Below are 13,797 nucleotides of genomic sequence, written 5' to 3'. Positions count from 1 at the left end.
GTATCCGGGCGCTGGTGCATCCGCCCGCGGGTGTATCCGGCCGCTCGATGGGAATGCGCTCGCGCATGGCGAGAACACGTACCGCCTCGGTGGCGGCCTCGAGTGAATGGATCGGCGACGACGGCGTCCGGCAGCCGGGCGGCGAGGTGCACGCCTGGACGCCCGGGCTCAACCAGACCCTGTGCGGGCTGCAGCTGAGCCGGACCCGGCTGCGGCGCTTCCCGCACGTGCCGTTCGACTTCCGGGCCACCGATGTGATCACCGCCGAGGACCGGGTGCGGCACATCTGCCCGCGCTGCGTGGCGGCGACCTCCCGGCGTGGCGAGCGGTCCTGGACCCGGACGGCGCCCCGGCCCTGACCGGCAGCCGTGGCGGCCGCCCGGAAAGGACCAGCGCGGACGCGGGCGCTGGCCCGCCCCGTGCCGCGTCGGATGTAGGCGCCCGCCGGGGAGGAGGCCGGTCAGCGGGGTACGCGGATCTGCCAGGAGAGGATGTCCTGGACCGAGGTGACCCCGCCGGTGGCTCCGGTGAAGCCGATCCAGGCGAGGTTCGTGCCCAGGCGCGCGCGCAGGTCGACGGTCTGGTCGAAGACCAGTCCGGGCTCCCCGCCCTGGCCGAGCGGACTGGCGTAGACCCGCAGACGACCGGCCGGCGCGTCCCAGACGACCCGGGCGACGAACGGTGTCCGGAACAGCGGGAACGGCGGCTCGACGGACGTCAGGTGGAAGTCCGGATTGTTGTTCACCACCAGGGCGATGTGATTGTCGTTGGGATCCGTGCCGTTCCGGAAATCGTCGAATTCGACGGCCACGCTCCGTTTGAGGCCGCGATAGCCCAGGCCGCCGCCCCACCCGCCGAGCGCCCGCGGACCGGAGGCCTGGAGAATGAAGGCGACGCCGTCCGCACCCGATCGGCCGTGGTGCAGATAGACCACGAACGTACTTTCAAATGATTTATTTATGTCGATCTGGCGGTTCGCCCAGGCCGAGCCCATCTGCTCGTAGCCGCCGTTGGTCAGCCGAAGCACGCGAATCCCCGGCCCGAAGCGGGCGATGGTCGCGCTGCCATTGAGGCTGAGCGAGTCCACAGGCGTCCCGGCATTCGCCGGAGCGGGTGTGGACAGCAGGCCGGCGGTGACGGCCACCGCGGTCCACCGCAATTTTCTCGCCGTGCTCATATGACCCTCCCGGAATAGGTGTCGTCCGGTCGAGTACAACACGCGAGGCGGCGGCGGAAACCATTTTTGCCGGTGCGCGGCAACTCCGGATAAGGTCATTCATCGCCGGGTAAGCAGCCCGATCGGCGGCCGGTTCGGTCCGATGATTAGGTTCGCCCGGACGGGGAATGCCGCGGGCCATGACGACGACCGAAACGGCCCAGGTGGTTTCTTCCGGCTCCCGCGACGAGGCGGCCGGCGAGGCGCTGCTGCGGCTCGGGCTCGCCCTGCGCGACAGCGGCTATCACTTCACGACCGGCACCCCGGCGACCCACCAGCGGGTCAACCGGCGGCCGACCAACGGTGTGGCGCGCGACCTGCGGGACGTGTTCGGCTGGAGTCGCCCGTTCTCCGCGGACGTCCTGCCGGCCGGCTTCCTGGAGCTGCTGATGGCCGCCGGCGCGGTCGAGCCCTGCGGCGACCTGTGGCGCAGCCGGGTGCGCTACTCCAGCTACGACGGCGAGATCTTCGTCCACTCGGCGTTCCCCACCGACGCGCCGGACTCGGTCTTCTTCGGCCCGGACACCTACCGGATGGCCGACGCCGCCGCGGCGCACGTGAGCAGCCGCGCCGAGCCGGTCACCCGGGCCGTCGACATCGGCTGCGGCACCGGCGCGGGCGCGATCGCGGTGGCCAAGCGGGCGACGTCCGCCGAGGTCTTCGCCGCCGACATCAACGACCAGGCGCTGCGCTACACCCGGGTGAACGCCGCGCTGGCCGGGGTGCGGCGGGTGCACCCGGTCCACAGTGACCTGCTCAGCGGCATCGACGGGGAGTTCGACCTGATCATCTCGAACCCGCCGTTCATGATCGATCCGGCCGGCCGGGCGTACCGGGACGGCGGTGGCGCCGACGGCAACGACCTGTCCCTGCGGATCATCGACACCGCGGCCGAGCGGCTGGCGCCCGGCGGCAGCCTGGTGCTGTTCAGCGGCACCGGGATCACCGGCGGGCAGGACCCGCTGCGGGAGGCGGCCGAGCGGCGGCTGGCCGGCACCGGGCTGGCCTGGTCGTACCGGGAGGTCGACCCGGACGTCTACGGCGAGGAGCTGGACGGGCCGGCGTACGCCTGGGCCGAGCGCATCGCCGTGGTGCTGCTGACCGCCCAGCGCCCGCGGTGACCACAGTCCTTCCCGACCGGCTGACCGTCGGCGCCGAGGAGGAGTTCCTGCTGCTCGATCCGGGCAGCGGGGGCAACGCGCCGGTAGCCGAGAGGGTCCTGGCCGGGCTGGCCGAGCCGCTGCGCCGGCGCAGCCGCCGCGAGTTCCGGCCCAGCATGGTGGAGATGGTCTCGGACGTCTGCACCGAGACCGCCGAGCTCGCCGAGCAGCTCCGCGCCGGGCGCCGGGCGGTGGCGGCCGCCGCCCTCACCGCCGGGGCCGCGCTGGTGCCGGTCGGCGCCACCCCGCTGGCCGAGCGGTTCCCGGAGCCGGCCGACGACGCGCGGTTCCGGGCGATCGCCGCCCACTACGGGCCGATCGCCCGGGATCCCTCGGTCTGCGGCTGCCACGTGCACGTCGGCGTGCCGGGGGAGGAGCTGGCGGTGGAGGTGTGCACCCGGTTGCGCGGGATGCTGCCGGTGATCCAGGCGCTGGCCGCGAACTCACCGGTCTGCTGCGGCGCCGACACCGGGTTCGCCAGCTGGCGGTCGGCGCAGCTGGAGCGGTGGCCCAGCCTCGGCCCGTGGCCGCATCTGCGGTCGGTGGCGGACTACCGGCGTACCGTCGCATCGTTGATCTTCTCCGGCGCCATGATGGACGCCACCATGGTGCTGTGGTGGGCGCGGCCGTCGGCGGCGTTCCCCACCGTGGAGATCCGGGTGGCGGACGTCCTGCCCGAGGCGGGCGACACCGCGCTGATCGCCGCGCTGGTCCGCGGCCTGGTGGACACGGTGGCCCGGGACGCGGTCGCCGGCCGGCCCGCGCCCGAGCTGCCCGACGTGCTGGTCCGGGCGGCACACTGGAACGCGGCCCGCTCCGGGATGGACGGCCAGCTGCTGGACCCGGGCACCGGCACGGCGCGGCCGGCCTGGGACGTGCTCGGCGACCTGCTCGACCGGATCACCCCGGCGCTGCGGCGGCACGACGACCTGGACCTGGTCACCGCGGGACTGGACCGGATGCGCCGCGACGGCACCGGCGCGACCCGGCAGCGCCGGATGCTGGAATCGATGGACCTGCCGAGGATGCTGGACCGGCTGGCGGCGTCAGCCGGCCAGTGACTCGGTCAACCTGGTGATCTCGGTCCGCACCGTGTCCGCGGAGCCGCCCGGGATCACCTGCACGTTCGCGGCCGCCGTGCCGCCTCCGACCGTGGCGAAGCGCACCGCCGGATAGGTCCGGGCCACGTCCGGGACGGCGGCCACCTGCGCGGCGCCGACCGCGACGACCACCCCGCACTTGCTGTTGGCAAGTGAGTTGAGATACGTGGTCGCGTTCCCGGCGGTCTGCGGCCCGGCCACCGCGAGGTACTGCACCCGCACCAGGCTGCTCGCCGACGCGCCGCTCATCGCGGTCCACACCGGAGCGGCCTCCGGGCCGGCGATCCCCTTCTCGTCGGTGAGCAGGCATGCCGTCGCATCCCGGTACTCCCGCTGACGAGGCTCCGGGTCGGGCCAGAAAACCCAGGCCAGGACGCCTGCGACGGCGATCACTGCGAGGGCGCCGGCACCGATCAGGCCAACACGTTTCGTGGCAAGGCGTTGCCGGAGCGTTGTGGACACGGGCGGAGCGTAGGTGCTCCACCGGGCAAAATCAAGATCTTGCCTACTTCGATGATCTTGAACCATGCTGTCCGCTCACTGTGAAGATTCTGAGAGCGGGGGCTCGGATGAGGCAGCGGATCGCTGTCGTCACCGCGGTTGCGGTGATGCTGGCCATGGGACTACCGGCCGGGGCGGTCCCGGAAGGCGGCGGCTTCCCGCTGTCCGGACTCCTCTCCTGGCTGCGCCAGGCGCCGGCGTTGGCCGGGGTGGCCGGCGGGCCCCGCCAGGACCCGGGCGACGGCGCCGGTGAGGTCGACCACTACGTGTCCGCGGAAAAGACCCGCGCCGACGGGGGCCGCGGCTCGAAGCCCGGCAAGGGGACCGGCGCGGTGGACGCCGACCTGCCCGATCCCGAGTCGAAGAAGCGGTTCACCGCCTCCCGGAACGGCGGCGAGAACAGCTTCGACCACAAGACCAGCAAGCGGCTGCCGAAGACGTCGACGGCGAAGGTCGACGAGTTCGAGAACGCCGACGGGTCGATCACCCGGCAGGTACACGACACGCGGATCAACTACCGGGCCGCGGACGGGTCGTACCTGCCGATCGACACCAAGCTGATGCGGCGCGGCGACCGGCTGGCGATGACCGCCAACTCGATAGACGTGACGCTGGGCCGGACGGGCACCGGCGACGCCACGACGCCCGGCGAGGCGGGCATCGCGGCGAGCACGGAGCCCTCGGACGCGCCGACCCCCACCGCCCCGGAGCCGGCCGCGCCCGCCTCCGTCGACGAGGCGCTGGCCGCGATCACCACGGGCTCGGGCTACACCATCGCCTACGACCTGCTGGGCGCGGCGGACGTGCCGGCGGTCGTGACCGACTCCACCGCCATGTACCCCGAGGTGCTGCCGAACACCGACCTGGAGCTGCGGACCGTCAACGACGGCCTGAAAGAGACGATCGTCCTGAAGGCGCCGACGAACGTCAACGAGTGGACCTTCGCGCTGCACCTGGACGGGTTGACGATCCAGCCGCAGCAGGACGGCTCGCTGGCGATGGTCGACCCGCACGGGCAGGTCGCTCTGCGAGCGCCACCGGGCTACATGACCGACTCCAAGGTCGACCCGGCGTCGGGCGCCCCCGCCCAGTCGTCGGGCGTCAAGTACCAGCTGATCACCCTCGACGGCAAGCCCGCTCTGCGGGTCACCGCGGACGCCGCGTGGCTGAACGACCCGGCCCGGCAGTACCCGGTGCGCATCGACCCGACGACGGTGGAGACCTACGACACCGGCGACACGTACGTCGACAACGACACGAGCACCAACAACCACGCCGGCGACGACAACCTTCCCGTCGGCACCTGGAACGGCACTACCGTCTCCCGGTCGATCATGGCGTTCTCGGACTTCGACAAGGATTTCAAGGGCAGCCAGATCAAGGCGGCCAAGCTCTTCCTGTACCACACCTGGTCGTACGACTGCACGACCTTGAACCCGGTGTACGTCCGGCGGATCACCGAGAACTGGCGTGCCGCCGACATCGGCAACGGCACGTTGAGCGCCACCCCCGCCTACTCGGCGCCGATCGGCACGCTGAACATCACGAACAACTCCCCGGCCTGCACGAACACCGGCGCGGACCGGTCGAAGGGCGCCTGGCGGTCGGTGTCGCTGGACACGCAGGCGATGAACATGTGGTCGATCGGCACCGCGCCCAACTACGGCCTGGCCCTGACCGCCTCGGAGAACCACGCCGCCGCGTTCAAGCGGTTCACCTCTCGCGACACCAGCTACAACCTGGGCCCTTATCTCGAGATCACCTACGACTACAACGAGATGCCCCAGGTCGACGACCAGTACCCGTCCTACGGGGCGTCGGCCGCGTCGCTGACCCCGGAGCTGCTGGCCGCGGCGCACGACGCGGACAACTGGCCGAAGTCGTTGAAGTACGAGTTCCTCGTCTACGGCAAGGACGCCAAGACACAGATCGCCACCTCCGGCAAGATCAGCAAGAACCGCTGGGTCGTGCCGTCCGGCGTGCTCAAGTGGGGCGAGACCTACTACTGGTCGGTGGTGGTCTCCGACGGGCTGCTGGACACCGCGAAGTATCAGACGAAGCACCTGCTCAACGCGCTGGTTCCGCAGCCGCTGGTCACCTCGGGACTGGCGCAGAACCCGGACAAGGGCTTCGACCAGGTGTCCGGCAACTACACCACGTCGGCGCGGGACGCGATGGTGAACACCGTCGGGCCACCGCTGGAGATCATCCGGTCGTACAACAGCATCGATCCCCGCTCGGATCAGGCCTTCGGCGCCGGCTGGTCCAGCGTCGCGGACGCCCAGGCCGTGGAGCGGTACATCTCCCGCCCCCAGCAGGTGCCCGTGGTCAACACCGTGACCGTGACCTATCCGAACGGCAGGGACCTCACCTTCGGTCGTAACAGCGACGGCACGTTCACCTCGCCGGCCGGCCGCGCCGCCGACTTCGCGGAGTTGCCCGGCGGGGGCTACCGGCTGACCGAGAAGGACGGCACCACCTACGAGTTCGCCCGCAGGACCACGTCCGGGGCCGTAGGAACTCCCGGACCCTTCCTGCTCTCGGCGATCAAGGACGGCTCCGGCCGTACGCAGACCTTCGGCTACAACGACAACGGCCGCCTGGCAAAGATCACCTCGGCGTCCGGCCGGTCCCTCGGTCTCACCTGGACCGGTACGAATCCGCCTCGGGTGGCGACCGTCTCCACCGACGCGGTGGTTCCCGGCGACCAGAATTCGGTCAACACGTGGCGGTACGAGTACAGCGGCAACACCCTCACCAAGGTGTGCCCGCCGACCGGTGACGGGGCCTGCCACACCTACGAGTACGGCACCGGGTCGCGCTACCAGACCGCGGTGACCAACTCCCGCCCCCAGTCGTACTGGCGGCTGAACGAGACCAGCGGCACCGACGCGCCCAGCTCGGTCATCGAGAACGCGGGCACCGACAAGGGCACGTACGCCAACGTGACCCTGGGACTGCCCGGCCCGCTGGCCGGTTCCCAGGCGACCGCGGCCGGCTTCAACGGCACGTCGTCGTCGGTCAAGGTGCCGGCGAACCTGGACGGCGACGCCTCCAACCAGGCGATCAGCATGTGGTTCAACGTGCCCGCCGGCAGCGGCGACGGCGTGTTGTACGGGCAGTCCTGGGATGCGGCGGCATCGGCCACGTCGACCACCCGGGGCGCCTACAACCCGACGCTCTACATCGGCTCCGACGGCTACCTGATGGGCGGCTTCCCCAAGGCGCCGCGGCCGGGCACGTCGCTGGGCACGCTGGTCGCCTACGGCAACGGGCAGTGCCTCGAGGTCAAGGACAACTCGACGGACAACAACACCCCGATCCGGCTCGGCACCTGCGGCGTTCTGGGTCACCAGAGATTCACCTGGACCGCCGCCCGCGAGCTGAGGGTCGCCACCGGCGCTGCCGGCAGCACCGTGGAGAAGTGCGTGACCGCCGCGGACGGGGGACTGGAGAACGGGCTGTCCGTGGTCACGTTCAGCTGCAACGGCGCCGCGAACCAGAAGTGGGACGTGCAGGCCAACGGCCGGATCGTCAACGACGCGGCAGGTCTGTGCCTCGACTCCGAGGGCAACGGGACGGCGGCCGGCGCGGCGATCTTCATCTGGGCGTGCGGCAAGCCGCGCCAGGCGGACCAGTCCTACCTGACGCGGACGCACACCGCGCTGAAGTCCGAGACCGTCGTGGCCGACGGCAAGTGGCACCACGTGGTGCTCAGCGCCAACGGCAACGGGCAGCAGCTGTACGTCGACGGCGACACGACGCCCGTCGCCGAGACCGGCGTGACCGTCGAGGACATGAGCGCCTCCTACTCGTACCTCGGCACCGGTTTCCTCGGTGGCGGCTGGCCGAACCAGTCGCACATCAACAACTCCAGCAATCTCGGCACGGCTGACTTCTTCAAGGGGTCGATCGCCGAGGCGGCGTACTACGACACCGAGATCGACGGCCAGCTCGCCGGTGACCTCTGGCGGGCCAGGGGCGAGTTCAAGCCGCTGACCCGGGTGACCCGCCCGTCGGGGCAGGTGGCCGCTTCGGTGGTGTACGACGGGGTGACCGGCCGGGTCGGCAAGCTGACCGACGGCAACGGCTCGGTGTGGACGCCCAAGGCGCCGGAGATCAACGGCTCGTCGAAGGTGCACCAGAGCGCGGTCCTCGGTGGCGCTCCGACCAACTACTGGCGGATGAACGACATCGGCGCCAAGGACGCGGTCAACGAGGTCAACGGCGGCACCGCGACGTACGACGGCGTCTATTTCGAGCCGGGTACCGGCCCGTTCGGCGGAACCGACTCCGCCGGCGAATTCACGCAGCTGTTCGGCACGCACGTCGACCTGCCCGCGGGCATCTTCCCAGTGACCAGCAGTTCGCCGGCCACCGCCACGTCCGTGTCGATGTGGTTCCGGGGCCCCACCGCGGACCAACCCGGCGGCCTCGATCAGGACGGCGTGCTGCTGGGCGAGACGGGACCCAGTCCTCGTAGTTCCACCCTGCCCACGCTCTGGATCAGTTCGACCGGCGACCTGCGCGCGCTGGCGCCGTCGAGCAACCCGACGGGTCCGATCAACTCGCTCTACCGCGGCAAGTGCCTCGACGTGCAAGACGGCGCCACCGCGAACGCCACACCGGTTCAGGTGTACACGTGCAACGGCACGGCCGCGCAGAACTGGTCGGTCGATCCCGGCGGCAGCGTGAGTGCCCTCGGCAAGTGCCTGGAGGTGAAGTCCGCGGGCAAGACCGACAACACCCCCGTGCAGATCAACACCTGCAACGCCTCCGCCGGTCAGGTCTGGCAGCCGTACCAGGGCGGGCTGCGGAACCCGAACTCGGGCAAGTGCCTGACGATCTCGGGCACCCGGGCGGATCCGGTCAAGAACCCGGACGCCGTCAACGGGCTCAACATGGTGATCTTCACCTGCACCGCCGGCAGTTTCCAGCAGAACTGGTGGATCGGCCTGAGCGGCCGGACCAAGGTGACCGACGGCAAGTGGCACCACGTCGCGCTGACCGTCAGCGGCACCACCCAGACGCTGTACCTGGACGGAACCAAGGTGCAGTGGGCGGGCGGAACCCCGTTCACCGTCCGGGAGAACGTCGCCGAGTCCGACTACTACCTCGGTGCCGGCTACACCAGCAACAACCTGCCCGGTTTCACGGTCAACTCCGCGGACGTGCACTACTTCACCGGCGCGATGGCCGAGGTCGCCTTCTACCGCTCCGAACTGGACGCCAGCCAGGTGTCCAGCCAGTTCAAGGCGCGGGAGAAGGCGAAGTCGGCGCCGGCCGGCGAGGTCCGCTACCCGCTCGGCGGGCCGGACAACTCCGAGACGTCTGTCGTGAACGACATGATGTTCGGCCGCAAAGCCGCCGACATCGACGCGCGCGGGCAGGTCACCCGGTACGGCTACAGCGGCAAGGGTCACCTGCGGACGGTCACCGATCCCAACGGGAACATGACCATCAACGAGCACGACGTGCGCGGCAACGTCGTGTCGGCCACGACCTGTCAGGATCGCTCGGCGAACCGGTGCTCGACCACGTACAACACCTATTTCCCGGACGCGACGACGGAGAACCCGGCGTTCAGCGTCCTCAACGACCGGCCGCTGACCCAGCGTGGTCCGGGCTCGTCGTCGGCCACCGACGACACCTACCTGACGACGTACGCGTACGACGCCGCCGGCAACCGGACGAGCATGGTCGACCCGCTCAAGCGGAAGACGTCGATCTCCTACACCGACGGCACGACTGTCGCGGCGTACGACGGCGGGTTCGCTCCTCCCGGCCTGCCGTGGAAGATCGTCAAGCCGGGTGGTGGCGTCCAGACGATCCGGTACTACAAGTCCGGTGACATCGCCGAGGTCACCGACCCGGCGGGTGAGGTCACGCGGTACGAGTACGACGGGATCGGCCGCACGGTCAAGGAGATCGAGGGCGGCGCGGTCACGACGTTCACCCACGACCGGATGGACCGGGTGATCACTCGTACCGATCCGGGTGTCACGAACCGGGTCACCGGCGCCGTGCACACGGCGGTCACCACGCTCGGCTACACCATCGACGGGCTGCTCGCCTCGGAGACGGTTTCCGACGCGACAGGTGGCGACGCCTCCCGCACGGTCACCTACGGCTACGACGACCACGGTCGCAAGACGAGTGAGACCGACGAGCTCGGCAACACCGTGACCCTGGAATACGACGCGTTCGGGCGGGTCACCTCGCAGACGCACGCGGACGGCAGCACGGTGCTCACCACGTTCGACGCGGTCGGCAACGAGCTGCAGACCGTGGTCGAGGACTACGAGAACGACAAGGGCGAGGTCGGCGACGTCGCGCTCCGCAAGCTGACGTACGACCCGGCGGGGCGCCTGGCGTCCGAAATCGACGGCAGGGACAACGTCACCGAGTACACGTACACCGACAACAACCTGCTGGTCTCGGTGACCCACCGTGATCCGAAGTCGGGCCAGTCGTATGTCGAGGAGCGCAACGAGTACGACGCCGCCGGGAACCTGGTCAAGCAGGTCACCAACAACGGGCTGACGACCACGCGGCGGGTGTACGACAACGCCGGCCGCAACTACGCGACGACGCTGGACCCCTCGGGGCTGAACCGCACCACCACCTACGGCCTCTCACCCGAGGACGAGGTGGTCAGCACGACACTGACGCAGGGCGGCACGGTACTGACCTCGTCCGAGACGGCGTACGACCGGCTGGGCCGCGCCCAGTCGCAGACCACCTACCTCACGACCGGCCTCACGCCGACCCTGCGCTGGCAGCTGAACCAGTCGTCCGGCGCGTCGACCGCGGACACCGCCGGCAACACCATCGGCGCGGTCTCCGGGGCGGTGTCCTGGTCGACCGAGCGTGGCGGGGCGGCGTCGTTCAACGGCACGAAGGCGGGGATCACCGGGCAGCCGCCGGTGGACACGTTACGGTCGTACACCCTCAGCAGTTGGGTGAAGCTGAGCTCCAAGGACGCTGATCGCTACGTGGCGACGCTTCCCGGCGACAGCGGCGGCCCGGCGGTCTCACTGCTCTACAACAAGACGGCCGACGCCTGGCAGGTGTCGACGGCGGTGCGCGGGCCGGACGGCACGACCGAGTCGCTCAGCGCGACCTCGTCGGTGAAGGCGACCGCCGGGGCGTGGACGCACCTGGCGGTGACCGTCGACGCGTCGGGCGCCAAGCTCTACGTGGGCGGCACCCAGCAGGCGACCGTCACCAGCACGAACGGCTTCACCAACCGGGCGACCGGACTGCTGGTCGGCGCGCGGACCGGGGACAGCGGGTTCTTCTCCGGGCTGATCGACGACGTGCAGACGTACCAGAAATCCCTCAGCTCGACCGAGATCGGTCAGATCGTGGCGGGGACCGCGCCGGCCGCGGACGCGAAGGTGATCCGGAGCTCGGCGAGCCTGGACGCCGACGGGTCGGTCACCGCGACCGTCGACGCGGCGGGCAACGTCACCGACGTCGACAACGACGAGGCGGGCCGGGCCGTGGTGACCACCGCGCCCGCGGTGCCGACAGTGACCGGGACCGGGAATCCGGTGACGCTGCGGCCGTACACCATCGTCGGTTTCAACACGTTCGGGGAGCCGACCGAGGAGAAGGACGCCAACGGCTCGGTCACCGTGGCGAAGTACGACGGTGGCGGTCAGCTGATCGAAACCAGGCTGCCGGCGTACACGCCGCCGGGTTCGACGACGCCGATCACGCCGGTGGCGACCACCGAGTACAACACCGTGGGCCAGCCGGTCTCGGCCACCGACACGCTGGGCAACACCACGTCGTACGCCTACGACCAGCTCGGCCGCACCGTGCGGGTGACCGCTCCCGACGGCGGGGTCAGCAAGTACGCCTACGACATCGAGGGCAACCTGCTGTCGGAGACCGACCCGACCGGGGCGGTCGGCAGCGCCACCTACGACTACCTGGACCGGACGCTGACCTCCACCCAGCAGGTCCGGCAGACCGACCGGAACTACACCACCGAGTACACCTACGGCACCGGCCCCTGGCCGACGACCGTCACGTCGCCGGGCGGCGTGACCGCCGGGTTCGCCTACAACAGCGCCGGTGAACAGACGCTGACCACCGACGGCGCCGGCAAGATCACCGAGACGCAGTACGACGGGCTCGGCCGGCCGGTGAAGGTGGTCGCGCCGGACAAGACGTACTCCACTGTCACCTACGACCTGGCCGGACGCGCCACCAGCACTTCCGACCACTCCGCGGCGGGCGTGAAACTGCGCACCCGGTCGCAGGAGTACGACGTGCTCGGCAACCCGAAGTCGTCGACCGACGCGCTCGGGGTGACCAAGACGTTCGAGTACGACGTGCTCGGCCGGCTGACCAGCCAGCGGGAGCCGATCAGCAACGCCGACGCGATCGTGACCAGCTTCGGTTACGACGCGGCGGGGCAGCAGACCCGGTTCGTCGACGGGCGCGGAAACCCGTTCATCACGACGTACAACCCGTGGGGCCTGGTCGAGTCGCAGATCGAGCCGGCGACCGGCACCACGGCCAGCCTGGAGAGCCGCACGTTCACCATGGCGTACGACGCCGGCGGTCAGCTGACCAAGCTGGTCTCACCGGGAGACGTCACCGTGACGTCCGAATACGACACCATGGGGCGGCTCAAGCGCAGCTCCGGCACCGGCGCGCAGGTCACGACCAAGGACAAGACCTTCGAGTACGACGCGGTCGGGCGGATGACGTCGCTGACCGGTTCCGCGGGTGTGACCACCGTGGCGTACGACGACCGGGGCCTGGTCACCTCGATCGGTGGGGTGTCGGGTGCCTCGTCGTACCAGTACGACGAGGACGGGCGGCTCAAGACCCGGGTGGACGCGGCCGGGACGACGTCGTACGCGTACGACACCGCCGGGCGGCTCGCCACTCTGGCCAACTCGGGCGCCGGGCTGACGCAGAGTTACAAGTACGACGACCTGTCGCAGGTCTCGTCGGTCACCTACGGCGGCGGGAACACGCGGACGTTCGAGTACACCGATCTGCACCAGCTCAAGACGGACAGCCTGCGCACCTCCGCGGGCGCGAGCGTCGCGAAGATCGCGTACGAGTGGGATCTCAACGACAACCTCACGAAGAAGACGACCAGCGGCTTCAACGGGTCGTCGGCCAACAGCTACACGTACGACCAGGCCGGGCGGCTGACGCAGTGGGACAACGGGGTCACGCCTGTCGTCTACGCCTACGACAAGTCGGGCAACCGGGTCCAGGCCGGGACCAAGACCTTCGCGTACGACCAGCGCAACCAGCTGGTCTCCGACTCGGACGGCACCGCCTACCAGTACACGGCGCGTGGCACGTTGCGGTCGACGGTCAAGGGCGGTGTGCAGACCGACACGGTCACCGACGCGTTCAACCAGGTTGTCTCGCAGGGCGCGGCGCGTTACACCTATGACGGTCTGGGCCGGGTGATCCAGCCGGACCTGACCTACACGGGCCTGGCCAACACGGTCGCGTCCGACGGCACGACCACCTACGTCCGGGATCCGGGCGACGGCCTGGTCGGTGTCGCCTCCGGTGGCACGGGTCGCTACGCGTGGACCGACATCCACACCGACGTGGTCGGCGAGTTCACCGCGACCGGCACGACGTTGCCGGGCTCGGTCTCCTACGATCCGTGGGGCAAGATCCTCGCCTCCGGCGGGATGCTCGGGAAGCTGGGCTACCAGTCGGAGTGGACCGACGCCGGAACCGGCAAGGTCAACATGATGGCCCGCTGGTACGATCCGGAGACCGGCGCGTTCGACACCCGGGACACGCAGACGAACAGTGCGACGCCGTC

Annotated in this window: 6 protein-coding genes; 4 read left to right on the top strand and 2 right to left on the bottom strand. The window is 70.1% G+C overall.

Going from position 1 to position 13,797, the window contains the following annotated elements; all coding sequences use genetic code 11:
* Window positions 1–65 precede the first annotated feature (65 nt).
* Complete coding sequence (locus Asi03nite_RS32715) at window positions 66–359, top strand: hypothetical protein (RefSeq protein WP_203684381.1); 294 nt, start codon at window positions 66–68, stop codon at window positions 357–359.
* A gap of 101 nt (window positions 360–460) precedes the next feature.
* On the opposite strand, the gene Asi03nite_RS32710 is transcribed toward Asi03nite_RS32715, so the two are convergent.
* Window positions 461–1,177 (bottom strand): L-type lectin-domain containing protein, encoded by a 717-nt coding sequence (locus tag Asi03nite_RS32710; RefSeq protein ID WP_203684380.1) that lies wholly within the window; start codon window positions 1,175–1,177, stop codon window positions 461–463.
* A gap of 179 nt (window positions 1,178–1,356) precedes the next feature.
* On the opposite strand from Asi03nite_RS32710, the gene Asi03nite_RS32705 reads away from it, so the two are divergent.
* Complete coding sequence (locus Asi03nite_RS32705; protein ID WP_203684379.1) at window positions 1,357–2,337, top strand: methyltransferase; 981 nt, start codon at window positions 1,357–1,359, stop codon at window positions 2,335–2,337.
* The gene (locus Asi03nite_RS32700) at window positions 2,334–3,437 is read left to right on the top strand and encodes a carboxylate-amine ligase (RefSeq protein WP_203684378.1); all 1,104 of its coding nucleotides are present in this window, start codon (window positions 2,334–2,336) and stop codon (window positions 3,435–3,437) included. Before Asi03nite_RS32705 ends, Asi03nite_RS32700 begins: the two co-directional genes overlap by 4 nt.
* Here the strand turns inward: Asi03nite_RS32700 and Asi03nite_RS32695 are convergent.
* Window positions 3,423–3,938 (bottom strand): hypothetical protein, encoded by a 516-nt coding sequence (locus Asi03nite_RS32695; RefSeq protein WP_203684377.1) that lies wholly within the window; start codon window positions 3,936–3,938, stop codon window positions 3,423–3,425. The genes Asi03nite_RS32700 and Asi03nite_RS32695 overlap by 15 nt on opposite strands.
* Before the next feature lie 107 nt (window positions 3,939–4,045).
* Between Asi03nite_RS32695 and Asi03nite_RS32690 the strand changes: the two genes are divergently transcribed.
* A partial coding sequence (locus Asi03nite_RS32690) for a ricin-type beta-trefoil lectin domain protein (protein ID WP_203684376.1) occupies window positions 4,046–13,797 on the top strand: 9,752 nt, incomplete at its 3' end.

Source organism: Actinoplanes siamensis, from assembly GCF_016862395.1.
GTDB classification, from domain to species: domain Bacteria; phylum Actinomycetota; class Actinomycetes; order Mycobacteriales; family Micromonosporaceae; genus Actinoplanes; species Actinoplanes siamensis.
This window is presented reverse-complemented; position numbering and strand designations above follow the sequence as displayed.